Here is a 25350-nt window from a genome sequence, read left to right as displayed (position 1 = left end):
GTGCACCGGGCACCGGTGCGCCGCCCTGCGGCGCCTGGACGGCGAGCACGACGACGTGGACGCCTCGCTGCGGGAGGCCGTCCGCGGCACCCGCGGCGGGGTGCTCGTGTCGAGCCCCTGCGTCGGCGGCTGCGCGCAGGCGCCCGTGGCCGCGGTCGGCCAGCGGGTGGAGGGCCGGGAGCGGCCCGACCTCGTGGTCTGGCTGGGCCAGCTCGACGCCGCGCGCCGCGAGCAGCTGGCCGCGTGGGTGGCCGAGCTGGGCGCGCACGGCTCGCTCAGCGGCGCCGGCGACGTGCCTGCTGCGCTGCTGCCCGCCGTGCTCGCCGTCCGGGGCTCTGGGGCTCCTGCCGCGGCGACGGCTCCCAGAGCCGCGGTCCGGGGTCCTGAGCACCCGGGCGCCCGTCGTCCGGAGCGCTCGGCCGACCCGCACCCCGCACCGAGGCGCTCGCCACGGCGGCCGCCGCCACCGCCGTCGTGATGGGCACGGACAGCGCCACGCACATCCCGCCGATCGCCGTCCGCACCACCTCCTCGGCCAGCGCGGACGAGCTCACGGCGTCGACCCAGCGCGGGTCGGTCACGGCGAGGATCACCAGCACCGGCAGCGCCGCGCCCGCGTAGGCGAACGCCACCGTGTAGACGGTGGAGGCCAGGTGGTCGCGGCCGACGCGCATGCCGGAGCGCACCAGCGTGGTGAACGTGGCGCCGGGCGCGTGCTCGCGGACCTCCCACACGGCGGAGGCCTGCGTGATGGTGACGTCGTTGAGCACCCCCACGCCGGCGAGCACGATCCCGGCGACCACCAGCCCCCGCAGCGTCTCCATCGAGGTGAGCTGGCCCAGGTAGGCGGAGTCCTCGTCCGACAGCCCCTGCAGGTGGGTGGCACCGACCGCCACGTGCGCGGCCACGCCCACGAGCGCCAGCCCGCTCACGGTGCCCAGGTGCGCCGCCGCGGTGCGCAGGCTGAAGCCGTGGGTGAGGTAGAGCACCACCGACATGATCGCGGTGCACCCCGTGACGGAGACCAGCAGCGCCGGTCGCCCCGCCAGCAGCGCGGGGATCATGAAGAAGGCCAGCACCGCGCCGGCCAGCACCATGCCCCCGAGGGCCGCCAGCCCGCGCCTGCGCGCCACGAGCACCGTGAGCAGTGCGAAGGCCCCCACGGCCAGCGCCAGCGGGCGGGTGCGGGAGAAGTCCACCCACTGCCACGTCGCGTCGTAGCCGGGGGTGGGCGGGAAGTAGCCGAGGTCCACCCGGTCGCCGGGGCTGATGCCGCCCTCGGCCACCTGCGCGGGCACCTCCACCTGCACCAGCTGGCCCTCCGAGGGGCCCTCCAGCACGGTCGCGGTGAGGGTCGGGCAGCTGGCGGTGGCCGGGACCGTGCCGTCGGGCAGCCGGTCCAGCGTGGTGCCCGGGCACGTCCTCCGCTCCAGCGACACCGCTCGCGCCTCGACGTCGGTGACCACCGACCCTCCTGCGCTGACCTGGTCGCGAAGCGCCGACAGGGCGCCGGAGGGCGGCCACAGCAGCGCCACCCCCAGCACTGACGCCAGCGCGCACGCCACCGCGAGGACGACGACGACGCGCCGGGCGAGGGCGCCCACCCGGACGTCGTCGCCGGGGCGGGAGCCGTCGGGGCGGACGTGCCCGTGCCCCGCGTGCGCCGCGAGGCCCGGGTCGTGCCCGGAACCGTGAGCGGAGTGCTCGTGCAGGTCGGAGGTCACCGGCCCATGGTCGGCGCTGGGGACGCGCGGCGTCCTGAGGTCCAGAGCATTCCCGGGGTGCAGCGGGGCGGGCCGGACCGCGTCCTCCGAGCGGCGAGCAGGAGGAGGCTCAAAGATCCGAAAATGAATATTCGGTTACGCACCTTCCAGGTGGTGCCACGCCAGGTCATCCTCCGCCTGATACATCTCTGACACGCCAGCGGAGGTAGCCCGTGAACGTCGACCGCAGCACTCCCGTCTCCCGACGGGGACTCCTCCTCGGCATCGGCGCCCTCGGCGCCGCGGGTGCCCTGAGCTCGTGCTCCCCTCCGCCCTCGGGTGCGTCGTCCGGTGGCAGCTCCTCCGGCGGCGACTGGGCCGCCGCGACCTCCGCCGAGGCGGGCGGCGGCATGGACGCACTGGTGGCGGCCGCCAAGGCCGAGGGGCAGCTGAACGTCATCGCCCTCCCGCCGGACTGGGCGAACTACGGCGCGATCATCACCGCGTTCGGGGACAAGTACGGCATCAAGGTCAGCTCCGACCAGCCGGACGCCTCCAGCCAGGACGAGATCAACGCCGTCAAGCAGCTCGGCACCACCAGCCGGGCGCCCGACACCCTGGACGTGGGCATGTCCGTGGCGCTGGCCAACACCGACCTGTTCGCCCCGTACCAGGTGGCCACCTGGGCGGACATCGACGCCGCCCAGAAGGAGCCGACGGGGCTGTGGGTGCAGGACTACGGCGGCTACATGGCGGTCGGGTACGACTCCTCCAAGTTCCCCGCGCTGACCTCGCTCGAGGACCTCATGGGCTCGGCGTTCAAGAACTCGGTGGCGCTCAACGGCGACCCGACGCAGGCCAACGCCGCCCTCAACGGCGTGGTCATGGCCGCGCTGGCCAGCGGTGGCAGTGCTGACGACGTGCAGCCGGGCATCGACTTCTTCGCCAGGCTCAAGCAGGCCGGCAACTTCATCCCGGTGCAGGCCACCTCCGCCACCGTGGTCAGCGGTGAGACCCCCGTGGTCTTCGACTGGGACTACCTGGCTGCCGCCAACGCCACGCAGGTGCCCAGCTGGAAGGTCTTCGTGCCCAGCGGCGCCGTGCTCGGCGGGTACTACGCGCAGGCCATCAACAAGAACGCGCCGCACCCGGCCGCCGCCCGGCTGTGGCAGGAGTTCCTCTACTCCGACGAGGGCCAGAACCTCTGGCTGGCCGGCGGCGCGCGCCCGGTGAGGATGCCCGCCATGGAGGAGGCGGGCTCGGTGGACGCCGCGGCCGCCGCCAAGCTGCCCCAGGTGCAGGGCACCCCGGTGTTCCTCACCGACGCCCAGGCGACGGCCGCCAAGTCCACCGTCGCGGCGAACTGGGCCGGGGCCATCGCATGACCCCCGTCGGCAGCGGGAAGGCCAGGCGCCTGACCAGGGACCTCGCAGCGGGGACCGGCGTCCTCCCCTTCCTGGGGTACACCGCCCTGTTCCTCCTGCTGCCGACGGGCCTGGTCGTGGTCCAGTCCTTCACCGCTCCGGACGGCCGGCCCACGCTCGGCAACGTCGCGGCGCTGCTCCAGCCGGTGGTGCTCGGGGCCTTCTGGAACTCGCTGGTCCTGTCGCTGGCCAGCGCCCTGGCGGGCGCCCTCCTGGGGGCGCTGCTGTCGTGGGTGGTGGTCAGCGGCAGGCCCGACGGGCTGCTGCGCCGGGTGGTGACCTCCGCGTGCGGCGTCCTGGCGCAGTTCGGCGGCATCACCCTGGCCTTCGCGTTCATCGTCACCGTCGGTGCGCAGGGGCTGCTGACCATCCTGCTGCGCGACCTCGGCGCCTCGCCGCAGACCGGCTGGCTGTACGCCATGCCGGGGCTGGTGGTCATCTACACCTACTTCCAGATCCCCCTCATGGTGCTGACCTTCACCCCGGCTCTCGACGGGGTCCGGCCGCAGTGGCGCGAGGCCTGCGAGACGCTCGGCGGCACCGCGTGGGACTACCTGCGGCACGTGGCGGTGCCGATCCTGACGCCGCCCTTCCTGGGCTCCTTCCTGCTGCTGTTCGCCAACGCCTTCGCGGCCTACGCCACCGCCGCGGCGCTGGTCAGCCAGGGCGCCGTCATCGTGCCGCTGCAGATCCGCACGGCGCTGACCAGCGAGGTGGTGCTGGGGCAGGAGAACGTCGGCAAGGCCCTGGCGCTCGGCATGGTCGTGGTGGTCGCCGCGGTGATGGGGCTGTACGCGCTGGTGCAGCGCCGGTCCGCCAGGTGGCTCGGGTGACCGCGGGGCAGGCCGCGGGGCCGGTCGCGGAGCTCTCCGGCGCCGCCGACGTCGCGCCCTCCCCGGGCCCGAGGCGCGCCGTCCACGCCACCCGCTCGCGCCGCGCGGCGGCCGTGCGCGTCGTCGTGCTCGCTGCGTTCGCGGTGTTCTTCCTGGTCCCGCTGCTGTCGCTGGTGGAGTTCAGCACCCGCGGCACCGGTGGCGGCCCCCGCACGCTCGACGGCTGGCGCCAGATCCCCCAGGCCCCGGGGCTGCTGGACGCGATCACCGCCTCCGCGCAGCTCGCGGTGCTGACCTCCGTGCTCTCCCTGCTCCTGCTCCTGCCCACCATGGTGTGGGTCCGGCTGCGCCTGCCGCAGGTCTCGCGGGTGGTCGAGTTCCTGTGCCTGCTCCCGCTGACCATCCCGGCGATCGTGCTGGTGGTCGGGTGGGCGCCCATCTACCTGTGGGTCGACTACCTCAGCCCGCGGCCGTTGCAGGGCTCGCCCCTCGTGCTGGTCTTCGCCTACGTGGTCCTGGTGCTGCCCTACGCCTACCGCACCCTGGACGCCGGGCTGTCCGCCATCGACGTCAAGACCCTGTCCGAGGCGGCCCGCAGCCTCGGCGCCAGCTGGCCGACCGTGCTGCTGCGGGTGGTCGCCCCCAACACGGCCAGCGCCCTGCTCAACGCAGCCCTGCTCTCCGTGGCGCTCGTGCTCGGGGAGTTCACGGTCGCCTCCCTGCTGAACTACGACACCCTCCAGGTGGCCATGAACGAGCTGTCGCAGGCCAACGCGCGGACCGCCGTGGCGGCCGCGGCGGGGTCCCTCTTCGTGGTGTTCCTGCTGCTCCTGGTCCTACAGCTCGTGCCGAGCCCGCAGCGCGGGCGCAAGGGAGGTCGGTGATGGCGGTCGTGTCCGCGAAGGAGGCCGAGGCACCCGGTGCCGCGGGACGCAAGGGGGTGGAGGTCAGGCTCGAGGGCCTGCGCCGCAGCTACGGCTCCGTGACGGCCCTCGACGGGCTCGACCTCACCATCGCGCCCGGCGAGATGGTCGCCCTGCTCGGCCCCTCGGGCTGCGGCAAGACGACGGCGCTCAGGCTCCTGGCCGGTCTGGAGGACGCCGACGCCGGGCGCATCCTGGTCGGTGGCCGCGACGTGGGCGACCAGCCGCCCAACCGCCGGGGGATGGGGATGGTCTTCCAGGCCTACTCCCTGTTCCCCCACATGACGGCGTCCGAGAACGTGCAGTTCGGGCTGCGGCTGCGCCGGGTGGCCGCCTCGGCGCGCCGGGCCAGGGCGCTGGAGGTGCTCGAGCTCGTGGGGCTCGGCGCGCAGGTCCACAGGTACGCCCACCAGATGTCCGGGGGCCAGCAGCAGCGGGTGGCGCTGGCGCGCGCCCTCGCCGTCGAGCCGACGGTGCTGCTCCTCGACGAGCCGCTGTCGGCGCTGGACGCGAAGGTCCGGGTGCAGCTGCGCGACGAGATCCGGCGCATCCAGCTCGAGGTCGGCACCACCACGCTCTTCGTCACCCACGACCAGGAGGAGGCCCTCGCGGTGGCCGACCGGGTGGGGGTCATGAACCAGGGCCGGCTGGAGCAGCTGGCCAGCCCCGCTGACGTCTACCACCGGCCCGCCACCCCGTTCGTCAGCCAGTTCGTCGGCCTCAGCAACCGGCTGCCCGCCACCGTGGAGGGCCTCGAGGCGGTCGTGCTGGGCCAGCGGATCCCCGTGGTGCCGCGGTCGGGTGGCCTCGAGGCCGGCTCCTCCTCCGGCGTGGCGGTCGTCAGGCCGGAGGCCGTCGCCCTGCGCCGGCCCGAGGAGGGCGAGGCCGGACCCCGGCGGGGCACCGTGGTCTCCTGCGCCTTCCTGGGGTCCATGAGCAGGGTGACCGTCGAGCTGCCGGGTACCGGCCGGGTGGTGGCCCAGGTGGCCACCTGGGACGCCGAGCACTTCCCGGTGGGCGCACCGGCCGTGGTCGAGCTGCGGCCCGACCCCGTCGTCGTCGTCCCCGGTGACGGTCCCGAGCGGGCCACCGGGGCGTGAGCGGCGACCACGGCCACGGCGGCCTCACCACCGGGTGGCGGCTCGGCCCCGGAGAGGTGGTGCGGCGCGGGTCGCTGCGCCCCTACCGGCGGGTCGCCGTGGAGCCCGGCGAGCCGCACCGGGTGCGCGCTGACCTCGTGGGGATCTCCGCGGCCGAGTCGGTCGCGCAGGCGCGGCTGCGCCCGCTGCTGGCGTTCGCTCACGTCACCGACCTGCAGCTGGCCGACGTCGAGTCGACCGCGCGGTGCGAGTTCTTCAACCGCGAGGCCGCGGACCCCCTCTTCGCCAAGCTCGTGCCGGTCCAGCGGCCCCAGGAGGCGCTCGCGGCGCGGGCGATGCACGCGATGGTGCGGACCCTCAACCGCCTCCACGCCGACGGCGCCCCGCTGTCCGGCCGGGGCCTGGACACCGTGGTCACCACCGGTGACGCCATCGACAACGCGCAGTGGAACGAGCTGCGCAACTGGCTGGCCCTGCTCGGCGGCGGAGCGGTGCGTCCCGGTTCCGGGGGCCCGACCTACGAGGGGGTGCAGGCCCCGACCTGGCCGCTGCTGCCCGACGACGTCTTCTGGCGCCCCGACGGCCCCCCGCCGGGCGGCCCGGCGGGGCTGGACGACGTCTGGACCGCCGGGTACGGCTTCCCCACGCGTCCCGGCCTGCTGCGGGCCGCGCTGGCGGAGTTCGACTCCGAGGGCCTGGCCGTGCCGTGGCTGGCCTGCTACGGCAATCACGAGGCGCTGACCCAGGGCGTCGGCGTGGTCACCCCCGAGCTCGCTGTCCTCATGGTCTCCGGCCGCAAGCCGTCCCGCCTGCCTCCCGGTCTCGCCCGCGACCGCGCGCTGGAGACCTTCACCCTCCGGGCGCAGGAGTTCTTCGACGCCCGGACCGACGTGGCGGTGGTCCCCGACCCCGAGCGGCGGCCCGTCAGCCGCCGGGACTTCGTCGAGGCGCACCTCGCCGCGGGTGGCCGCCCCGACGGGCACGGGTTCAGCGCCCGCAACCTCGGAGCCGGCCCCGCGGAGGCGTCCGCCTACTACGCCCACGACGCGGGCCCGGTGCGCTTCCTCACCCTCGACACCACCGTGGCCGCGGGGGGCGCCGACGGCGCGCTCGACGAGGCCCAGCTGCGGTGGCTCGACCGGGAGCTGGCCGGTGCGGCGCACGAGCGGCGGTGGGTGGTGGTGCTCAGCCACCACGGTTCCACCACGCTCGCCGGCGGCTCGGAGCTGGTGGACAGGCTGCTGCGCAGCGGCCAGGTCCTCGCCTGGGTGAACGGGCACACGCACCGCAACGCGGTCCACGCCCACCCCGACCCGCAGCGCCCAGGCGGCGGGCTGTGGGAGATCACGACGTCGGCGGTCATGGACTGGCCGTGCCAGGCGAGGGTGCTGGAGCTGCTCGACGCGGGCGAAGGCGTCCTCGTGCTCGCGTGCACGATGCTCGACCACGACGGGCGCGTGGTGCCCGCGACGGGCCCGCTGTCCTCCACCTCCGACCTGGCGGGCCTGCACCGCGAGCTGGCCGGCAACGTCCCCGGCGCCGACTTCGCCTCTCCCGCCTCGGGAGGACCGCTCGACCGCAACGTCCTGCTCGCGCTGCGTGCCCCCGCCCCCGCCAGAGGGACCTGACACCGGCACCGTTCCACGACCGCAGGCCGCTTCAGGTGGGCTTCAGAGGCGGGGCCCAGGCTCGTCGCATGGACCCCAGACGCGCCTGGGCGGGCCGGCCGTGACGCCCCCCGCCCCCGGGACGCTGCTCGACCTCGCCGTCGCCCTCCTCGCGCTGGCGGCGGTGCTCTTCGGAGCTCGGGCGGGGTGGCGCACCGGCGCCAGCCGCTCGGTGCTCTCCCTCGCCGGCCTCGTGGGCGGCGCCGTCGTCGGACTGGCGCTGTCGGCGTGGCTGGTGGGCGCGCACCTGTCCCCCCTGGTGCACCTGCTGCTCGTGGCCGTGTGCGTGCTCGGCGGCGCCCTCGTCGGGGCGGCGCTCGGGGGCGCTGCGGGAGACCTGCTCGGCCGGGGTTTGGGCCGCCTGCACCTCGGGCTGGTCGACAGGACGGCGGGGGCGGGAGTGCGCGCGGTCGTCGCCCTCGTCGTCTGCTCGGCCCTGGCCGGGCTCGTGCTGGCGCTCGCGCCGCCGTCCAGCGCGGTGGCCCGCAGCAGCGTGGTCTCCGAGCTCGCCGACGTCGTGCCGCAGGCGCGCGCGGCGGTGGAGGTCGTGCCGCAGGCGCGCGCGGCGGTGGAGGTCGTGCCGCAGGCGCGCGCGGCGGTGGAGGTCGTGCCGCGGGCGCGCAGCGTCGTCGACGGCGTGCGCACGGCCCTGCCCACCGGAGCCGGCACCTCGGGCACGGCGCTCGGCGTGGTCGACGCCGTCGGCCTGACCGGCGACGGCACCGGGTGCGCGCTGACGCTGCCGTCGGTCCGGGCCGGCCTCGAGGCCTCGGCCAGCGGTCGAGCCTCCTCGGCGACGGGAACGACGGGCGGAGGGACGAGCGGTGGCTGCTGACCTCGGGCGGCCGAACAGGGGGAACCCGCTGGACCAGCTGCGCGCGGACCGCGAGCGCCACCTGGCCGAGGAGCGGGCGGACGCCCCACCGCCACCCGACTGGCGGCACGACACCCTCGACCTCGACCTCGCCGACGTGCGGCACCGGTCGGCGGAGCAGGGCCCACCGCCGGTGGTGGACGGCAGCGTGCTGCGGTCGCGGACGCACGGCGGGGCCTGGCGGGCAGTCCGGCGGGGCGCCGGGCGCGCGCGCCGGGTGCGCGTGCCGGCGGGACTGCTCGTCGGCCTCGTGCTGCTCGGCGGCGCCGGAGCGGTGAGCGCCGCCCTGGACGGGAACGGCCCGCGGGCCACGCAGGAGCGGACCACCGCGCCGGTGGTCGAGGGCGGGTCGACAGCGGGGGAGGCGCAGCCGCAGGGCTCCGTCCGCGTCGGTGCAGACCCCGGCGCCGCGGCGGAGCAGCCGGAGGTCCAGGAGGGACCGGCAGCGGGGGCCCCGGCTCCCGGCGGGGGAGCGCCGGCTGCTCCGCCGGGACCCGCGGCTGGCTCTGGCGCCGGGCCGGGCGCCGGGCCCGGTGCGGCGCCGCCGGCGGGGGCGGGGCCGGCCAGCGGGCACGCCGGCCCCTGACCGCTGCGTCGAGACGCCGACCGGTCCGCAGGGGTGCCGCCCGCGCCTCGCGCGCCGGTACGACGTCTGGTCTGCTGAGGCGGTCGTCCCCGACCCGACGAGGAGTGCTGACGATGGCCCTGGTCCGCTGCGACTTCTTCTCCGACGCCCTGGCCCTCTCCACGTCGATGCAGGTGGTGCTCCCGCAGCCCACCGCCTCCCAGATCGGCATGGGCGGCAGTGGCGGCGACGAGCCGCCGCCGGTGCTGTACCTGCTGCACGGGCTCTCCGACGACTGCACCACCTGGACCCGCCGCACCTCGGTCGAGCGGTACGCCTCCGAGCTCGGCCTGGCCGTGGTGATGCCGCAGGTGGCGCGCAGCTTCTACCTCGACGGCGCGCACACCGGGGCGTACTGGACGTTCCTGTCCGAGGAGCTGCCGGCCGTCGTCCAGCGCTTCTTCCGGGTCTCGGACGCCCGCGAGGACACCTTCGTGGCGGGCCTGTCGATGGGTGGGTACGGCGCCGCGCTGTCAGCTCTGCGCCAGCCGGAGCGGTTCGCCGCCGCAGCGAGCCTGTCGGGTGCGCTGGACGCCGCGGAGCTGCAGCGCGAGGACGCCCTCGACGTGTTCTCCCACGTGGCGGACGCACCGCTGGCGGGCACCTCGGCGGACCTGTTCGCCCTGCTCGACCGGGTCGACCCGGCCACCGCGCCGAAGCTCTACGTCCGCTGCGGCACCGAGGACGGCCTCGTGGAATCCAACCGCCGGTTCGCCGCGGCCGCGCGCGAGCGGGGCTTCGACGTCACCGACGGCTTCGACCCGGGCGCCCACACCTGGGACTACTGGGACCGGACCGTCCAGGACGTGCTCGCGTGGCTCCCTCTGAGCACCCGCTGACCCTCGAACCTCACCAGCGCAGCGCGAGGTAGGCCTCGCCCTGCGCGGCGAGGGCCTCCAGCGTGGAGCCCCCCGGGACGGCGAAGCCCATGTCGGTGGCGCTGACCAGGCACCGGGCGTTGTACGCCAGCGTCCACGCGACGGTCGCCGCGGCGGTCACCTGCTCCTCCTGCGAGAACGGGCGCCGCCTGACGTCGGCGAACTCGGCCAGGAAGGCGGCGGCCTCTGCGGGCGTCGGCGCCTGTGGGCCGCTCGTGCTGCTGTCGGGGAAGGACGCCGCGGCCATGCCGGCGACGACCGCCTCGGACTCGACCACCACGCTGTCCCAGTCCCACGCGCTCACCACGCGGACCTCGCCGCGTCCGTCGTCGTCCTGAGCGGCGGGCGAGAAGCGCACGTTGCCGCAGCACCAGTCGCTGTGGCCGACCACGCGCTCGGTCTGCGGGGCGCCGGGGCGGTTGATGGCGGCCGAGGCGCGGCCGGCGAGGTCGTCCAGCCAGGCGTGCTCGGGCCGGGTGGTGCTGAAGTCGAAGATCGGGTCGTGCGGGGTCGGCCACGGCCCGTGCTGGTGGACGGCCCACGCCGGGGGGTGCCGCAGCGCGTCGCGGTGGTGGGCGGGCAGGGCGCGCAGCAGCTGGACCTGCTCGGCGAGGCTGACCGCCAGCGCCCGGCGCACGGGGGCGCGGTGGGCGTTGCCGGGCGCGCCGTCGTCGAGCCAGGTCTCGGTGGTGGCGGTCAGGCCGTCGGTGGCGGCGGGACCGTCGAGCGGGACGGGGCACGGGTAGCCGGCCGCGGCGAGCAGCCGCTGGGCTTCCACCGCGGCCGCGAGCGACGCGGTGCGGGAGGCGTCGAGCTCGCCGCGGTGGACCTTGACGACGACGCGCCGCCCGTCCGCCAGGCGGAGCCCGAACACGGCGTCGACGCGGCCCGAGCGCAGCTCCACCGCGTCGAGGTCCGTGCCGAGGCGGGCGCGCACGTGCCGGCGCAGCCAGTCGTCGACGACGGCGAGGGGCACGGCGCCGAAGGTCGCGCGCTCGATGCCGTCGACGGTCTCCTCGGCCACGGCGCCACCCTCCCGCGCCGTGATCGCCTCCGCGAGCGCGGAGCCGCGCGGGAGCACCTGCGCGTCCGACCAGCTGGCCGCGTCCACCGGCGGGACCCCCCGCCGACTGCCCGCCGGCTGATCAGTCGCCGGCCCGGCCCTGGGCGCGCTCGGCGGACTGGACGTCGAAGGCGAACGCCGCCTGCGGGTCGTGCGCCACCAGCAGCGCCGTCCGGGCGTGCTCGGCGACCTCGGGGCGGGACGAGCCGGTCGCGCGGCGCAGCACGGCGGTGGCGGCCGGCCCGAGCTGCTCGAGGGCGCGGCTCAGGGCGCGCTGCACCTCGCGGTCACCGCGGCCGAGCTGCCGGCCCAGCAGCTCGGCGAGCTCCGCCCGCTCGGCCTCCGCCGCGGCGTCGACCTCCCGTCCGTCCTCGAGGTCGTCCCGGGGGGTCAGCGCCACGGCTGCCCTCCACGCGGTGCGGGCGACGGTGTCGTCGAGGTCGGCGATCAGCTCCGGCGTGATCCACGACCGCGTCGAGCGGTCGAGCACCTTGGACAGCGCGTGCAGCGCCTGGGCGCGCGCCTGCGGCCTCGGGTCGTCCAGCTCGGGGCGCACCCTCGCGAGGACCGGTGCCGCCGGCAGCCGGGTGAGCACCCACGCCAGGGTGTCGCGCACGAAGGGGTCGGGCTCCACCGCGCTGCGCCTCACCACGGCGTCCAGGTGCTCCACGTCCGGCCACGTGCCCAGGGCCATCGCGGCCCGCAGCCTCACCGACACCTGCTCCGCCTCGAGGGCGGCCACCGCGCCGCGGCCGCCGCTGCCGTCCGTCGTCATGCCTCCCACCTCACGCACCGAGTGAAGCCCCTCGCTGGGCCCCGCGCCCGGCGGGTGCCCGGGAGCCGGGCGGCTGCGGTCCTGGCTCCTGCCCGAGCAGCGTGACGCCGAAGCCCGCGACCACGGCACGCACCTCGTCGAGGTAGCGCTGCGCCTGCTCGGTGAGGGGGATGGCGGAGTGGTCGATCCACCCGATCTCGATGCGCTCGTCGACGTCGAGGGGGACGGCGACGATCGAGGGGTCGAGGTCGTCGCTGATGATGCCCGTCGAGATCGTGTAGCCGTCGAGCCCGATCATGAGGTTGAAGATCGTCGCGCGGTCGGAGACGCGGATCTCCCGCGCGCTCGACAGGGTGGAGAGGATCTCCTCGGCGAAGTAGAAGGAGTTGTTCGTCCCCTGGTCGAAGGTGAGCCGCGGGAGGTCCGCGAGGTCGTCCAGGGTCACGCGCTCCCGGGCGGCGAGCGGGTTCTTGCGGGAGACGAAGATGTGCGGCTCGGCGAGGAAGAGCGGCCGGAACTCGAGCCCGGAGTCCCGCAGCAGCTTGTCGATGACGGCCCGGTTGAAGTCGCTGCGGTAGATGATGCCCACCTCGCTGCGCAGCGTGCGGACGTCCTCGATGATGTCCCAGGTGCGCGTCTCCCTCAGGGAGAACTCGTACTGGGCGCTGTCGGCGCGGCGGACCATCCGGACGAAGGCGTCCACGGCGAACGAGTAGTGCTGCGTCGACACCCCGAGCAGCCGCCGCGACGGCGGCCCGCCGAGGTAGCGCTGCTCGAGGAGCGCGACCTGCTCGACCACCTGCCGGGCGTAGCCGAGGAACTCCGCCCCGTCGGTGGTGAGCGTGACCCCGCGGGCCGAGCGGAGGAGGAGGGGACGACCCACCCGGGCCTCGAGCTCCTTCATGGCGGCGGACAGCGTCGGCTGCGCGACGTAGAGCAGGTCGGCGGCGGCGGAGATGGACCCCTCCGCCGCGACCTCGATGAAGTACTGCAGCTGCTGCAGCGTCACACCGCTGGACCGTCGCGCCATAGCCGTTGACTGTAGGACGCGATCCTGTTCGCGGATTACCTGATGATCGGGGTCCAGCCCCACGATGGGGGCTCGACGACCGCAGGGCCGGCCCGGCTGGTCAGGGATCCGCAGGGGGCGCACGTGGCGAACGGCTTCGACTTCACCATCACCACCACCCGCTTCGACGAGGACTACGAGCCGTCGAGCGGCTCCCGCGCCACCACGAACTTCGCCAACCTCGCCCGGGGGCCGCAGCGCCAGCAGAACCTGCGCCGCGTGCTGACGATGATCGACCGCCGGTTCAACGACCTCGCCGACTGGGACAACCCGGAGCAGGACCGGTACGCGGTGGAGCTGGAGATCGTCTCCGTCGAGCTGCGGTTCGCCGAGGACGGCGGGGGCGACGGCTTCCCGCTGATCGAGGTGCTGGACCTCCAGGTCGTGGACCGGCGCAGCGGACAGCGCCACCGCGGCATCGTGGGGAACAACTTCTCCTCCTACGTCCGCGACTACGACTTCAGCGTGCGGCTGCCCTCGATCACGGGGGGTGCACCCGGGACCGCCCTGCCGGACGACTTCGGCGACCTGCACGGGAAGCTCTTCGCGGAGTTCCTCGACTCCAGCGCCTACCGGCAGCGCTTCTCGCAGCCGCCGGTGATCTGCATCAGCGTCTCGACGAGCCGGACCTACCGCCGGACGGAGAACCAGCACCCCGTGCTCGGTGTCGAGTACCTGCAGGACGCGCACTCCCTGACGGACGCCTACTTCGCGAAGATGGGGCTCGGGGTCCGCTTCTTCATGCCCCGCGGCGCGGTGGCACCGCTCGCGTTCTACTTCCGGGGCGACCTGCTGGGCGACTACACGGACCTGCAGCTCATCGGCACGACCGCCACGATGGAGGCGTTCCAGAAGATCTACCGGCCGGAGATCTACAACGCGAACTCGGCGGCGGGGAGCGTGTACACGCCGAGCCTCGCCCACGAGGACTTCTCCCGCACGCAGGTCGAGTACGACCGCGAGGAGCGCAGCCGCCTCGCCGTCACGCAGGGCCGCTTCACCGAGGAGCACTTCGTGGAACCGCACCGCGACCTCCTCGAGCGGTGGGTCGCCGGCCGCTCGGCGCTCGTCGGGTGAGCACCCCCTCGAGCACCCCGTCCACCAGCGAAGGGCCCCCGACCGTGTCCGCACTCCTCCCCACCGCCATCGTCGGCAGCCTCCCGAAGCCCTCGTGGCTCGCGCAGCCGGAGACCCTCTGGGCGCCGTGGCGGCTGGAGGGGGAGGCGCTGGCCGAGGGCAAGCGGGACGCGCTGCGCGCCGTGGTGCTGGAGCAGCAGCGCCGTGGGCTCGACGTCGTCTGCGACGGCGAGCAGACCCGGCAGCACTTCGTCACGACCTTCATCGAGCACCTCTCCGGGGTCGACTTCGAGCAGCGGGAGACGGTCCGCATCCGCGACCGGTACGACGCGAGCGTGCCGACCGTCGTCGGCGCCGTCAGCCGTGAGCGGCCGGTCTTCGTCGACGACGCGGCGTTCCTGCGCAGCCAGACCGACCAGCCGGTCAAGTGGGCGCTCCCCGGCCCGATGACGATGGTCGACACCCTCTACGACCGCCACTACCGCAGCCGGGAGCAGCTGGCGCTGGAGTTCGCGACGATCCTCAACCAGGAGGCGCGCGAGCTGGAGGCCGCCGGGGTGGACGTCATCCAGTTCGACGAGCCCGCCTTCACCGTCTTCCACGACGAGGTGCGCGACTGGGGCGTGGCGGCGCTGGAGCGCGCGGCGCAGGGCCTCCGCGCCCAGACGGCCGTCCACATCTGCTACGGCTACGGGATCAAGGCGAACACCGACTGGAAGGCGACGCTCGGACCCGAGTGGCGCCAGTACGAGAACTCCTTCCCGCTGCTGCAGCGGTCGAGCATCGACATCGTCTCGCTGGAGGGACACCACTCTCACGTGCCGCTGGAGCTGATCGAGCTGGTCAGGGGCAAGAAGGTCATGCTCGGGGCCATCGACGTGGCGAGCGAGCGGGTGGAGACCCCCGACGAGGTCGCCGACACGCTCCGGAGCGCGCTGGCGTTCGTCGACGCGGACCACCTGATCCCCAGCACCAACTGCGGCATGGCGCCGCTGCCGCGCTCCGTGGCGCAGGACAAGCTCAGCGCCCTGGTGGCCGGGACCGCCCTGCTGCGCGAGGAGCTCACCTCCACGAGCCGCTGACCAGCGCTCGAGCACCGCAACCGGGCACTCGGCTGCGGGGGAGCAGGGCGAGCGAGGTCAGAGGCGGGGGTCGACCGGCTCGGACTCCAGCGCGAGCACGGCGAACACCGCCTCGTGGACGCGCCACAGCGGGTCGCCGTCGGCCAGGCGGGCCAGCGACTCGACCCCCAGCGCGTGCTCGCGCAGCGCCAGGCCGCGCTTGCGGCCGAGCTGGCGCTGCCTGAGGCGCTCCAGGTCGCGGGTGTACCCGGGGCCGTAGACGAGCCGCAGGTACTCCGCGCCGCGCACCTTCGTGCCCGGCTGGACGACGCCCTTCGGCCCGCGCAGCGCGGCTCCGGCGAACGGCTTGACGACCATCCCCTCACCGCCGGCAGCCGTGAGGTCGGTCCACCAGGCGGTGCCGGCCTCGCAGGACGCGGCGTCCGCAGCGTCGACGCGGTGGCGCCGGGTGGTGCGGAACAGCTGCGGGTCGGCCTCGACCAGGCGGTCGGCCACGGAGAGGTGCCAGCCGTGGTCGCGGTCGCCGAAGGTCTGGACGCCGGACGCGGCGAGGAGCTGGAAGGGGGCCAGCTGCACGCCGTCGAGCCGGCCCTCGGCCACGCCGGTCGGCCACACGTACCGGCGGTACGCCTCGGTGAACGCGGTGGCGTCCACCTCCCGCTGGCGGGTCTTCTCCAGCAGCGCGCCCACGTCGAGCCCGCGGGCCGCTGACTGCTCCAGGGCGACGACGGCGGCCGGCAGCGCCGCCCTCGCCGCTGCGCCGACCGCGGCGTACTGCGTGCGGAGCAGCTCCTCGGCCTTCGCCGACCACGGCAGCAGCTCGGCGTCGAGCAGCACCCACTGGTCCTCGGTCGCGCTGTCAGCCGGGCCGCACAGCTCGTCCCACAGCCCGGCCCGCTCCGCCGCGGCGCGCACCCGGTCGAGGAGGGCGACCGTCAGCTCCTCGCCGAAGAACGAGCGCCCGGTGCGCGTGTGCACCGCACCGCCGGTGCTCGACCACGGCGCGAGCCCGTCGCGCGAGCGCGCCACGAGCACCACCGCCCGCGAGCCCATGTGCTTCTCCTCGCACAGCAGGTCCGTGACGCCCACCTTGCGGTACGCCTCGAACGCCGCCTGCGGGTGCTCCAGCAGCTCCGGCGCGTCCGCCCAGCTGCCGGCAGGGGCCATGGTCGCCGGGAGGTACCAGAGCAGGTGCGGGTCCACCGCGAACCGGCTCATCACCTCCAGCGCCCCCGCCGCCTGCTCCGCGGCCACGGCGACCCGCCCCGCCAGGCGCGTCTCGACGCCGCGGCCCGCGCCGTCGGTCGAGACGACGTCGGTGAGCGCGAGGTCGTCGTCGTCCCGCACCGGCTGCGCGGCGACGAGCGGCCTCACCGGCTCGTAGTGCACTGCCTCCGCCGGTACCTGCACCGGCTCGCGCTCCGGCCAGCGCAGCGCTGACAGCGCGCCCCCGAAGACCACGCCGGTGTCGAGGCAGAGCGTGCCGTTGACCCACTCCAGCTCCGGCGTCGGCACGTGCCCGTAGAGCACGGTCGCGCGGCCGCGGTAGTCGCGCGCCCAGTCCAGCCTCACCGGCAGCCCGAACTCGTCGGACTCGCCGGTGGTGTCGCCGTAGAGGGCGAAGCTGCGCACCCGCCCGGACGCCCGGTTGTGGTACGCCTCCTTGAGCCCGGCGTGCGCCACGACGAGCTTCCCGTCGTCCAGCACCAGGTGGCTCACCAGGCCGTCGGCGAAGCCGCGGACGCGCTCGCGGAAGGCGCGCCGCTCGTCGTCGTCCTCGATGGCCTCGATCTGGGCGAGCGTGGTCTCCAGGCCGTGGCTGACGGTGACGTCGCGGCCGTCGAGGGCGCGGACGAGCTTGGCCTCGTGGTTGCCGGGGACGGCGAGCGCGTGCCCCGCCTGCACCATGCCCATGACCAGGCGCAGGACGCCGGGGGTGTCGGGGCCCCTGTCGACGAGGTCGCCGAGGAACACCGCGCGCCGGCCCTCGGGGTGCGCGGCGTCGACGGGGCGGCCGCGCCCGTCGCGCGTGACGACGTAGCCGAGGGCGCCGAGCAGGGTCTCCAGCTCCGAGCGGCAGCCGTGCACGTCGCCGATGACGTCGAACGGGCCGTGCTCGCCGCGCCGGTCGGAGCGCAGGGGCGTCCTGACGATCCGCGCGGCCGCCACCTCCTCCACCGAGCTCAGCACGTGCACCGTGCGGAACCCCTCGCGGCGCAGGGACCGCAGCGACCGGCGGAGCGCGTCGCGGTGGCGCTTGACCACCTGCGCGCCGACGTCGCGGTCGGGCCGGGCTGCGTTGCGCTCCACGCAGACCCGCTCCGGCAGGTCGAGGACGATCGCCACCGGCAGCACGTCGTGCTCGCGGGCCAGTGCCACCAGCTGGCGGCGGGCGTCGGCCTGGACGTTGGTCGCGTCGACCACGGTGAGGTGGCCGCGGCGCAGGCGCACCCCCGCGATGTGGTGGAGCACGTCGAAGGCGTCGGCCGTGGCGGCCTGGTCGTTGACGTCGTCGGCGACGAGCCCGCGGCAGTGGTCGGAGGAGACCACCTCGAACGGGCCGAAGTGCTGCGCCGCGAACGTCGACTTGCCGGAGCCGCTGGCGCCGACCAGCACCACGAGGCTGAGGTCGGGGACGTCGAGCACCTTCTCGCTCACGCTGCCTCCTCGCTGCCGTCGCGCCGGGTGAAGACGGCCATCTGCGTGGGCGGGCCCACCTCGTCGTCGTCCTGCCCGACCGGTTCCACGACGACGGCGTAGCCGCGGCGCTCGGCCACCTCCGAGGCCCACGCGGCGAACTCGGCGCGCGTCCACTCGAAGCGGTGGTCCGGGTGCCTGAAGTCCCCGGCGGCCAGGGCCGGGTAGCGGACGTTGTGCTCGGCGTTGGGCGTGGTGACGACGACGGTCCGCGGGCGGGCGTGCGCGAAGACGCTGCGCTCCAGCGCCGGCAGCCGCGGTGGGTCGAGGTGCTCGACGACCTCCACGAGCGTGACGGCGTCGACGCCGGCGAGGCGGTCGTCGCGGTAGGTCGCGGAGGTCTGCAGCAGCTCCAGGCGCGCGGCCACGGTGTCGGGGAGCCGGTCGGTGCCGATGCGGCGGGCGGCCCGCTCGAGCTCGCGGGCGGAGACGTCCGCGCCGACCACGCGCGTGAAGCGGGGGTCGCGCAGCAGCTCGCGCACGAGGCCGCCCTCGCCGCAGCCGAGGTCGACGACGCTGGCCGCGCCCGCCTCGCGGAGCACGCCCAGCACGGCCTCGCGCCGCAGCACCGCCAGCGGCGTCGGGCGCTCCTCGGCCGCCTCCTCCGCGAGGAGGGTCGGGGAGGGGATGTCCTCCACGTCGTCGAGGCGGGCGACGGCGTCGCGCACCAGCGACCGCTGGTGGCGCAGGTAGCGCGTCATGACCAGCTCGCGGTCGGGGTGCGCGGGCAGCCAGTCGCCGCCGGCGCGGACGAGCTTGTCCACCTCGTCGGCGCTGACCCAGTAGTGCTTGGCGTCGTCGAGGACCGGCAGCAGCACGTACAGCTGGGCCAGCGCGTCGGCCAGCCGCACGGTGCCGCGCAGGTGGACGTCGACGACGCGGCTGTCGCCCCACCCGGGCACCTGCGGGTCGAGCGGCTGCGGGCGCGCGTCGACGTCCCACCCCAGCGGCGCGAACAGGCGCTGCACCATCGGCGCGCCACCGCGGCTGACCAGCGACGGGACGCGCACCTCCAGCGGCAGCGCCTCGCCGGGGAGGTCCGGGCGGGCGTCACAGCGCCCGGCCAGCGCCGTCCTGAAGACCTTCCCGAGCGCGACGGCGAGCAGAGAGCTCGCGGCGTACGGCCTGTCGTTGACGTGGTCCGCCAGGGCGAACCCCTCGGGGGTCTGCCCCCTGCTGCGACCGCGCTGCAGGGCGGCGGTGTCGACGTCGAGCAGCAGCGCCGCCGTGGCCCGCTCCTCGCCGGCCTCCGGCCACAGCACGTGCGCGGTGCCGCCGAACACCTCGCTGGACTGCGCCCGGTCGGGGTGCTTGTGCAGGAGGAACCCGAGGTCCCGCGCCACCGGCATCACCGGCGACGCGGCCACGCTGATCGTCAGGAGCACGCGCCCATCCTCTCCACCCCGACCACCCCACCCGACCGTGATCATGGGCGTCCGCCACCCCCAGGTGGCGGACGCCCATGATCACGGGGGTCAGTCGCCCTTGACGTTGACGACCTGCCGCAGCTCGTGCCGGACCTCCACGAGGTCCGCGGCGTCGGCCATGACGACGTCGATGGGCTTGTAGGCGCCCGGGTGCTCGTCGAGGAACGCCGTGGACGCGGCGTCCCACTCGACACCCGCCATGCGCTCGCGGAGGTCCTCCTGGGTGAAGGTCCGCCGCGCCTTCGCCCGCGACAGGGCCCGGCCCGCGCCGTGCGGCGCGCTGTCCAGCGCCACCCGGTTGCCCCTGCCGACGACGACGTACGCCCTGTCGCCCATCGACCCGGGGATGAGCCCGAGCTCGCCCTCCTTCGCGGAGATCGCGCCCTTGCGCGAGAGCCACACCTTCCGGCCGAAGTGCTCCTCCTGCTCGGTGTAGTTGTGGTGGCAGGAGACCTCCTCGAGCCGCTCGACGTCGTGACCGACGAACTCGGCCACGCAGTCCATGACCCTGTCGACCATCTCCGCGCGGTTGAGCCGCGCGAACTCCTGGGCCCACCTCAGCTCGCGGACGTAGGCCCAGAACTCGTCGGTGCCCTCCACGAGGTAGGCGAGGTCGGGGTGCGGCAGGTCGATCCACCACTTCTGGCAGAGCTCCGCCGCGACGGCGATGTGCCGCTGCGCGATCTTGTTGCCGACGCCGCGCGAGCCCGAGTGGAGGAACACCCAGACGCGCATCTGCTCGTCGAGGGAGACCTCGATGAAGTGGTTGCCGGACCCGAGCGAGTCGAGCTGGAGGCGCCAGTTGCCGGCCGTGGCGCCCGGGTCGAAGCGCGCCTGCTCGGCGAGCGCCTCCAGCTGGGTGACGCGCGCGGCCGCCGTCGTCGTCAGCGCTTCGTTGTAGCGGCCCGCCGACAGGGGGACGGCGCGCGCGACCGCCTCCCGCAGCGGGGCGAGCGAGCCCCGTGCGCGCAGGTCGTCAGCCGTCAGCGGCGTGAGCACCGCGTCCATGCCGCAGCCGATGTCCACGCCCACGGCGGCGGGGATGAGCGAGCGGTCGGTCGGGATGACGGAGCCCACGGTCGCGCCCTTGCCGAGGTGCGCGTCGGGCATGAGGGCGACGTGCGGGAACACGAAGGGCATCCGTGACGTCGCGAGGGCCTGCGCCCTGGTCTCCTCCTCGAGGATCGAGGCCCAGGACAGCAGCCTGCCGTTGATCTTCTCCACCCCTCCATCGTGCGGGGCGGTGCAACGGCTTTTGGGCCTCCCGCCGGCACCGGCGGGAAGGGGGGGCTCAGGCGGAGGCGCGCGCGATGCTGCGCGCCAGGCGCGCCTCGAGGGAGGCGAGGTCCCCGTCGGGCAGTCGCCGGGCGACCGCGACCAGCGCCGACGGCAGGTCGGTCGCGTGCTCGCCGCGGCAGGCCTGGGCCAGGCTGGCGCCGTGGTCGGGGAGCACCTCGACGGGCGTCCCGGAGGCCACGATCTCGTGGGCCCAGCGGTCGACGTGCGCAGCGAGCGTGGCGGCCATGGACCGGGCATCGGCACGAGCGGCCTCCGCCTTGAGCCGCACCCCCCGGGCCCCGCGGTGCGCGCGGGGCTGCCTCGCCGCACCGTGGAGGGGCACGGCCCTGGGGCTGTCTCCAGCGCGGCGGCCTCGCCGGCGGCGGGGTGGTCACCTAGTGTCGTCATCAAGCTTTCCACTACTACCCGCGACGTCGTAGTGATCGCCCGTCGGGCGACGCCGAGAGGGGCCAGCCGTGAGCTCGAGCACCGCCCGCACCACCCGCGGCACCACCGGCCGCACCGCCGCTCCCAGCGGCGCCCTGCGCCTGCTGCAGGCCGCCACCGTCCTGTCCGTCCTCGTGGTCCTCGCGCAGTTCGTCACCGCGGGACAGCTGCTCAGCGGCGGGCGGGGCGCCGAGGGGCTGCACGCCGGCGGCGCCATCGCCCTCCACGTGGTGCAGGGCCTCGTCGTCGTCGCCGCCCTCCTGCTCCAGCGGGCCACCCGCGGGCCGGTCTGGCCGACGGCGCTGGCCGTGCTCTCCTTCGCGGTCGGCTTCGCGCAGGCCTGGACCGGCGACCACGCGAGCCTGGCCGTGCACGTCCCCGGCGCCGTCATCACGACGGTCGTCACGGTCTGGCTGACCGCCTGGGCCTTCTCCGGCGCCCGCCGCGCCGCCTGAGGCCACCCGGCCGGGCGTGAGGTCCGTCTCGACGGGCCCCGCCGGCGTTCGATGGGTGGCTGCTCCGCGTGGTAGGACTCAGGGCGATCCGCTGACACCCGCCGCCGCGCCCCGACGCGCAGCGCACCACCGAGGAGCACCGCCCGATGCCCAAGACCCGTGGCGTGGACGCCCAGATCGCCCGCTCCTGGCTCCTCGTGAACGCCGGCCGCCCCGACGACTTCGAGCCCGCCGCCCGATCCCGCGCCGACCAGGTCATCCTCGACATCGAGGACGCGGTCGACCCGGCCAACAAGGCCGACGCCCGCAAGCGCGTCGTCGAGTGGCTGGAGACCAGCGGGCACACGGCGTGGGTCCGCATCAACGACAGGACCACCACGTTCTGGGAGGACGACGTGCGCGAGCTCGCGCACGCCGCCGCCTCCGGCGGTGGGCTGGCCGGCGTCATGCTCGCCAAGGCCGAGGCTCCCGAGCACGTCACCGAGACCTTCGACCGGCTCGGCGGGTCCCTGCCCGTGATCGCGCTGGTCGAGTCGGCCCTCGGCATCGAGGAGTCGGTGCGCATCGCGCGCGCCCGGGGCGCGTTCCGCCTCGCCTTCGGCAGCGGCGACTACCGCCGCGACACCGGCACCGCCGCCGACGACCTGGCGATGGCCTACCCGCGCTCCCGCCTCGTCGTCGCCAGCCGCATCGGCGGCCTGCCCGGCCCGATCGACGGCCCCACGGTCGGCTCGAGCCACGCCGTGCTGCGCGAGCAGTCGGCGCTCACCGTGGCGCTCGGCCTCACGGGCAAGCTGTGCCTGCAGACCGAGCAAGTGCCGGTCATCAACGAGGTCATCAGCCCCACGCAGTCCGACATCGCGTGGGCGCAGGACTTCCTCGCGGACTTCGAGGCCCGCGGCCGCGTGGTGCGCGACGGCTCCGACCTGCCGCGCCTCGGCCGCGCCCGCAAGATCATGACCCTCGCGACCGCGCTGGGCCTGATCCCCACCAGCTGAGCGCCCCGCTGTCGGTGGCGCGTGCCACCGTGTGCGCCGTGGACGACGACGACGGCGACCTGCCCGGCGCTGGTGGCGAGCTGCGCCTGGTGACCGTGCTGCTCACCCTCGCCGTGCCCGCCGCCGCAGACGCCGAGGACGCTGCGGCGCTGGCGGCGGACGCGGCGGCGTCCACGGCGCTGCACGTGGTGCACGCCGCCGGCGTGGAGGGCCACCTGCCGGCCCCCGGCGCCACGGTGGTGCGTGCCGGGCGGCAGCAGCCGTGGACCGTGCAGTCGGTGGGGGTGCGCTCGGTGCGCCTGCGCGACATCGCCGGAGACGTGGTGGAGGTGCCGCGCGCCGGCGTGCTGCCCGACCCGCTCGACGCCGGCGGGCTCGCCGAGGGCGCCTGAGCGGCGTGGCTGACCGACCGGGGCCGCCGCGCTGGGCGCGGTGGGCCTCGGAGGCGCTCGCGCCCGCCGCGCTGGCAGCGGTGGTGCCGCTCGTGGTCGGAGCCGCCGCTGCGGGGTGGGCGGGGGTCGCACTGGCGGCCGTCGGCGCGGTGGTGGCCGTGGTTCCCGGGGTGCTGCTCGTGGTGCACCTCGTGCGCCGCGGCCGCGTGGTCGACCACCACCTGCCGGACCGGGCCGACAGGCCGCGCGTGCTGGGCGCCGTGCTCGTGGGCGTGGTCGCCGCCGCGGCGCTCCAGGTGCTGCTGAGTGCCCCGCCGGCGCTGCGCGTGCTCTTCTCGGCGATGGCCGTGCTCCTCGCCGTGCTCGTGCTCATGTCCACGCGGTGGAAGGTGTCGCTGCACGCGGCCGCCGCGGCCGCGTCGCTGGGAGCCCTCGTGGCGGCGCTGGGGCCGTGGGCGCTGGTCGGCGCGCCGCTGGTGGCGGTGCTGGGAGCCGCACGCGTGCGGCTGGGCGCCCACACCCCGGCGCAGGTGCTCGTGGGCCTCGCGCTGGGTGCCGTCGCCGCGGCGGCGGCGGCCGCCCTCACCGGCTGAGGTGCGCGGCGGCCACTGAGCGGGCCGCAGCTCGGTCGTCCGCTGACCTGGCTCCCCAGGGGGGTCGGAGGCTCGGTGGGGACTCCTGGGCCCGGTTCCGGCCCGAGGGCCGGGCTCCCGGCTGCCCGACGGGCGTCGGCCTGCCCACCGGCGATCCGGTGACGCTGTTGCCTCAGGGAAGTTTCAGTACGATACTGTCTCGTACCGAAATTCCCCGAGCTCGTGAGGAGGGTGGCGTGTCCGAAGACCCGAGGGTGGTGCGCTCCCGCGCCGCCGTCGTCGCCGGAGCCGCCGAGCTGCTGCTCGAGGACGGCCCCGGGGCGGTCACCGTCGACGCCGTCGTCCAGCGCACCGGCGTCGCCCGCTCCACCATCTACCGCCACTTCCCGACCAGCACCGACGTGCTGCGCGCCGCGGTCGACGCGGTGCTGCCCGACAGCGTCCCGGCCGAGCCGCTCGCAGCCCCCGGCCAGGCGCCCACCGCCCACCAGGCGCGCGCGGCGCTGGTCCGCCGCCTGCACGCCACCACCGACCAGCTGGCCACCGGAGCCTGGGTGCGCGCCCTGCCGGCGCTGCTGGAGCTCGTGGCGCGCGACCCCTCCCTGGAGGAGCACCGGGCGCAGATCATCGCCCGCCACCGGGAGCCGCTGGAGGAGCAGCTGCGGGCGGTCCGCGGTGCCGGGCTGCTCCCCGCGGACGCCGACCTCGCCGTCGTCGCCGCCCGCCTGCTCGGACCCCTCTTCTACCGCCGCCTCGTCAGCGGCGAGCCCCTCACCCACGAGCTCTGCGACCACCTGGTCGACACCGTCCTCACCCCCGGAGACCCCCGATGAGCCACCCCCACGCCCACCGCCTCGAGCCCGAGCGCCCCACGCTGCGCGCCGAGCTCCGCGACGCCGTCGCGCCCCGCACCGTGGCGCTCGTCGTCGCCGTCCTGCTGCTGCAGCTGGGCTTCGTGCTCAGCTACGTCGGCGCCTTCCACCACCCGGTGCCGCGCGACGTCTCCGTGGCGGTGGTCGGGCCGACGCAGCAGGTGGCCGACCAGACCGCCGCCGCGCTCAACGGCATCGACGGGAGCCCGCTGGAGGCGACCGGCACCACCGACGCCGCGGCCGCGCGCGCCGACCTCGCCGACGACACCACCAGCGCCGTCCTCGTCACCAGCCCCACCTCCACCCAGGACCAGCTGCTCGTCACCACGGCCGGCGGCGCTGCCACCGCCACCGCCGTGCAGACGGTGCTCACCCGGGCCGAGGCGACCCAGGGCCGCACCCTGGCCGTGCAGGACGTGCTCCCGGCCGCGAGCGGCGACGCGCGCGGTCTGTCGGGCTTCTACCTCGTCACCGGCTGGGTGGTCGGCGGGTACCTGCTCGCAGCGCTGCTCGGCGTGGCGCGGGGCGCGCGGCCGGCCACGCTGCGCCGCGCGGTGATCCGCCTGGGCGCGGTGCTGCCGTACGCGGTGCTCTCCGGCATCGGCGGGGCCCTGGTGGTCGGTCCGGTGCTCGGCGCGCTGCCCGACGACGCCGCGACCTCCTGGGCCCTCGCGGGGGTCGGGGCCCTGGTCGTCGTGGCGGCCGCCGCCGTGACCATGGCGCTGCAGGTGCTCGCCGGCACGGTCGGGATCGGCCTGGCGGTGCTGCTGTTCGTCGTCCTCGGCAACCCGAGCGCGGGCGGGGCGTACCCGCCGGCGCTGCTGCCGCCCTTCTGGTCGTGGCTGTCGGGCGTGCTGCCCAACGGCGCCGCGGTGGACGCGGTGCGCCGGATCGCCTACTTCGACGGCGCCGACGTCGGGCAGCGGCTGCTCGTGGTGGCCGCGTGGGCCGTGGCCGGTGCGGTGGTGGCCCTGGTCGCCGCGCGCTGGCACCAGCTGCGCGCCGACGGCCGCGCCCGCAGCCCCCGCGCTCCGCAGGCCCCGGAGCCCGCCGCCGCCTGACCCCTGCCGTGATCATGGGCGATCGGCCACCNNGATC

Annotated in this window: 24 protein-coding genes; 16 read left to right on the top strand and 8 right to left on the bottom strand. The window is 75.5% G+C overall.

What is annotated here, in order from left to right; all coding sequences use genetic code 11:
- Nucleotides 1–275: 275 nt before the first annotated feature.
- The gene (locus FHN55_RS19380; RefSeq protein ID WP_139714052.1) at nucleotides 276–1724 is read right to left on the bottom strand and encodes a YibE/F family protein; all 1449 of its coding nucleotides are present in this window, start codon (nucleotides 1722–1724) and stop codon (nucleotides 276–278) included.
- A gap of 212 nt (nucleotides 1725–1936) precedes the next feature.
- On the opposite strand from FHN55_RS19380, the gene FHN55_RS19375 reads away from it, so the two are divergent.
- The 8 genes from FHN55_RS19375 to FHN55_RS19340 all read left to right on the top strand — a co-directional run bounded on the left by FHN55_RS19375 (nucleotide 1937) and on the right by FHN55_RS19340 (nucleotide 9988).
- Nucleotides 1937–3088, top strand: a complete 1152-nt coding sequence (locus FHN55_RS19375) for an ABC transporter substrate-binding protein (protein ID WP_139714051.1) — start codon at nucleotides 1937–1939, stop codon at nucleotides 3086–3088.
- Complete coding sequence (locus FHN55_RS19370) at nucleotides 3085–3960, top strand: ABC transporter permease subunit (protein WP_139714050.1); 876 nt, start codon at nucleotides 3085–3087, stop codon at nucleotides 3958–3960. Before FHN55_RS19375 ends, FHN55_RS19370 begins: the two co-directional genes overlap by 4 nt.
- Nucleotides 3957–4844, top strand: coding sequence for an ABC transporter permease subunit (locus FHN55_RS19365; protein WP_218974833.1), 888 nt, complete (start codon nucleotides 3957–3959; stop codon nucleotides 4842–4844). Before FHN55_RS19370 ends, FHN55_RS19365 begins: the two co-directional genes overlap by 4 nt.
- Nucleotides 4844–5983: an ABC transporter ATP-binding protein gene (locus FHN55_RS19360; RefSeq protein WP_139714049.1), complete on the top strand. Its 1140-nt coding sequence runs from the start codon at nucleotides 4844–4846 to the stop codon at nucleotides 5981–5983. The genes FHN55_RS19365 and FHN55_RS19360 overlap by 1 nt, the downstream gene beginning before the upstream one ends.
- Nucleotides 5980–7611, top strand: a complete 1632-nt coding sequence (locus FHN55_RS19355; protein WP_139714048.1) for a TIGR03767 family metallophosphoesterase — start codon at nucleotides 5980–5982, stop codon at nucleotides 7609–7611. The genes FHN55_RS19360 and FHN55_RS19355 overlap by 4 nt, the downstream gene beginning before the upstream one ends.
- 100 nt (nucleotides 7612–7711) lie before the next feature.
- Nucleotides 7712–8485 carry a CvpA family protein gene (locus FHN55_RS19350; protein WP_180357961.1) on the top strand — a complete coding sequence of 258 codons (774 nt, stop codon included), beginning with the start codon at nucleotides 7712–7714 and terminating at the stop codon, nucleotides 8483–8485.
- Complete coding sequence (locus FHN55_RS19345) at nucleotides 8475–9110, top strand: hypothetical protein (RefSeq protein WP_139714046.1); 636 nt, start codon at nucleotides 8475–8477, stop codon at nucleotides 9108–9110. The genes FHN55_RS19350 and FHN55_RS19345 overlap by 11 nt, the downstream gene beginning before the upstream one ends.
- 113 nt (nucleotides 9111–9223) lie before the next feature.
- Entirely contained in the window at nucleotides 9224–9988 is a 765-nt protein-coding gene (locus FHN55_RS19340) for an alpha/beta hydrolase family protein (RefSeq protein ID WP_139714045.1), read from the top strand.
- A 10-nt stretch (nucleotides 9989–9998) separates the two neighbouring features.
- On the opposite strand, the gene FHN55_RS19335 is transcribed toward FHN55_RS19340, so the two are convergent.
- The 3 genes from FHN55_RS19335 to FHN55_RS19325 are packed head-to-tail and all read right to left on the bottom strand — an operon-like array spanning nucleotide 9999 to nucleotide 12895.
- A complete protein-coding gene (locus tag FHN55_RS19335; protein ID WP_139714044.1) occupies nucleotides 9999–11138 on the bottom strand; it encodes a hypothetical protein in 1140 nt (379 codons plus the stop codon).
- A gap of 34 nt (nucleotides 11139–11172) precedes the next feature.
- Entirely contained in the window at nucleotides 11173–11865 is a 693-nt protein-coding gene (locus tag FHN55_RS19330) for a HEAT repeat domain-containing protein (RefSeq protein WP_139714043.1), read from the bottom strand.
- A gap of 10 nt (nucleotides 11866–11875) precedes the next feature.
- The gene (locus FHN55_RS19325; protein ID WP_139714042.1) at nucleotides 11876–12895 is read right to left on the bottom strand and encodes a LysR family transcriptional regulator; all 1020 of its coding nucleotides are present in this window, start codon (nucleotides 12893–12895) and stop codon (nucleotides 11876–11878) included.
- Between the two features lie 123 nt (nucleotides 12896–13018).
- Between FHN55_RS19325 and FHN55_RS19320 the strand changes: the two genes are divergently transcribed.
- Both FHN55_RS19320 and FHN55_RS19315 read left to right on the top strand, forming a co-directional pair.
- Nucleotides 13019–14011, top strand: a complete 993-nt coding sequence (locus tag FHN55_RS19320; RefSeq protein WP_139714041.1) for a putative oxygenase MesX — start codon at nucleotides 13019–13021, stop codon at nucleotides 14009–14011.
- Between the two features lie 44 nt (nucleotides 14012–14055).
- On the top strand, nucleotides 14056–15093 hold the full coding sequence (locus FHN55_RS19315) for a methionine synthase (RefSeq protein ID WP_139714040.1): 1038 nt from the start codon (nucleotides 14056–14058) through the stop codon (nucleotides 15091–15093).
- Nucleotides 15094–15150: 57 nt separating this feature from the next.
- Here FHN55_RS19315 and FHN55_RS19310 read toward each other — a convergent pair whose 3' ends face one another.
- From FHN55_RS19310 to FHN55_RS19295, 4 genes are all read right to left on the bottom strand, one after another.
- Nucleotides 15151–17751, bottom strand: coding sequence for a polynucleotide kinase-phosphatase (locus FHN55_RS19310; protein ID WP_139714039.1), 2601 nt, complete (start codon nucleotides 17749–17751; stop codon nucleotides 15151–15153).
- Complete coding sequence (locus tag FHN55_RS19305; protein WP_139714038.1) at nucleotides 17748–19175, bottom strand: 3' terminal RNA ribose 2'-O-methyltransferase Hen1; 1428 nt, start codon at nucleotides 19173–19175, stop codon at nucleotides 17748–17750. Before FHN55_RS19305 ends, FHN55_RS19310 begins: the two co-directional genes overlap by 4 nt.
- Nucleotides 19176–19265: 90 nt before the next feature.
- The gene (locus FHN55_RS19300) at nucleotides 19266–20441 is read right to left on the bottom strand and encodes an RtcB family protein (RefSeq protein WP_139714037.1); all 1176 of its coding nucleotides are present in this window, start codon (nucleotides 20439–20441) and stop codon (nucleotides 19266–19268) included.
- A 67-nt stretch (nucleotides 20442–20508) separates the two neighbouring features.
- Nucleotides 20509–20742 (bottom strand): hypothetical protein, encoded by a 234-nt coding sequence (locus tag FHN55_RS19295; RefSeq protein WP_139714036.1) that lies wholly within the window; start codon nucleotides 20740–20742, stop codon nucleotides 20509–20511.
- Between the two features lie 229 nt (nucleotides 20743–20971).
- On the opposite strand from FHN55_RS19295, the gene FHN55_RS19290 reads away from it, so the two are divergent.
- The 6 genes from FHN55_RS19290 (at nucleotide 20972) to FHN55_RS19265 (ending at nucleotide 25313) form a co-directional block, all read left to right on the top strand.
- The gene (locus FHN55_RS19290) at nucleotides 20972–21397 is read left to right on the top strand and encodes a hypothetical protein (RefSeq protein ID WP_139714035.1); all 426 of its coding nucleotides are present in this window, start codon (nucleotides 20972–20974) and stop codon (nucleotides 21395–21397) included.
- 146 nt (nucleotides 21398–21543) lie between these two features.
- Nucleotides 21544–22395 (top strand): CoA ester lyase, encoded by an 852-nt coding sequence (locus FHN55_RS19285; protein ID WP_139714034.1) that lies wholly within the window; start codon nucleotides 21544–21546, stop codon nucleotides 22393–22395.
- 38 nt (nucleotides 22396–22433) lie between these two features.
- Nucleotides 22434–22787 carry a hypothetical protein gene (locus tag FHN55_RS19280; protein WP_139714033.1) on the top strand — a complete coding sequence of 118 codons (354 nt, stop codon included), beginning with the start codon at nucleotides 22434–22436 and terminating at the stop codon, nucleotides 22785–22787.
- Between the two features lie 5 nt (nucleotides 22788–22792).
- Complete coding sequence (locus FHN55_RS19275; protein ID WP_139714032.1) at nucleotides 22793–23380, top strand: phosphoesterase PA-phosphatase; 588 nt, start codon at nucleotides 22793–22795, stop codon at nucleotides 23378–23380.
- Between the two features lie 236 nt (nucleotides 23381–23616).
- Entirely contained in the window at nucleotides 23617–24213 is a 597-nt protein-coding gene (locus FHN55_RS22910; RefSeq protein ID WP_180357960.1) for a TetR/AcrR family transcriptional regulator, read from the top strand.
- Nucleotides 24210–25313, top strand: coding sequence for a DUF3533 domain-containing protein (locus tag FHN55_RS19265; protein WP_139714030.1), 1104 nt, complete (start codon nucleotides 24210–24212; stop codon nucleotides 25311–25313). The genes FHN55_RS22910 and FHN55_RS19265 overlap by 4 nt, the downstream gene beginning before the upstream one ends.
- Nucleotides 25314–25350: the final 37 nt, after the last annotated feature.

This window comes from Streptomyces sp. NP160 (genome assembly GCF_006335115.1).
GTDB lineage: Bacteria > Actinomycetota > Actinomycetes > Actinomycetales > Quadrisphaeraceae > Quadrisphaera.
This window is presented reverse-complemented; position numbering and strand designations above follow the sequence as displayed.

What these genes read in the sequence shown, in the direction of transcription:
- FHN55_RS19370 (WP_139714050.1), top strand. Translation starts at nt 3,085, where the DNA reads ATGACCCCCGTCGGCAGCGGGAAGGCCAGGCGCCTGACCAGGGACCTC.
- FHN55_RS19360 (WP_139714049.1), top strand. Translation starts at nt 4,844, where the DNA reads ATGGCGGTCGTGTCCGCGAAGGAGGCCGAGGCACCCGGTGCCGCGGGA.
- FHN55_RS19340 (WP_139714045.1), top strand. Translation starts at nt 9,224, where the DNA reads ATGGCCCTGGTCCGCTGCGACTTCTTCTCCGACGCCCTGGCCCTCTCC.
- FHN55_RS19330 (WP_139714043.1), bottom strand. Translation starts at nt 11,865, where the DNA reads ATGACGACGGACGGCAGCGGCGGCCGCGGCGCGGTGGCCGCCCTCGAG.
- FHN55_RS19325 (WP_139714042.1), bottom strand. Translation starts at nt 12,895, where the DNA reads ATGGCGCGACGGTCCAGCGGTGTGACGCTGCAGCAGCTGCAGTACTTC.
- FHN55_RS19295 (WP_139714036.1), bottom strand. Translation starts at nt 20,742, where the DNA reads ATGGCCGCCACGCTCGCTGCGCACGTCGACCGCTGGGCCCACGAGATC.
- FHN55_RS19285 (WP_139714034.1), top strand. Translation starts at nt 21,544, where the DNA reads ATGCCCAAGACCCGTGGCGTGGACGCCCAGATCGCCCGCTCCTGGCTC.
- FHN55_RS19265 (WP_139714030.1), top strand. Translation starts at nt 24,210, where the DNA reads ATGAGCCACCCCCACGCCCACCGCCTCGAGCCCGAGCGCCCCACGCTG.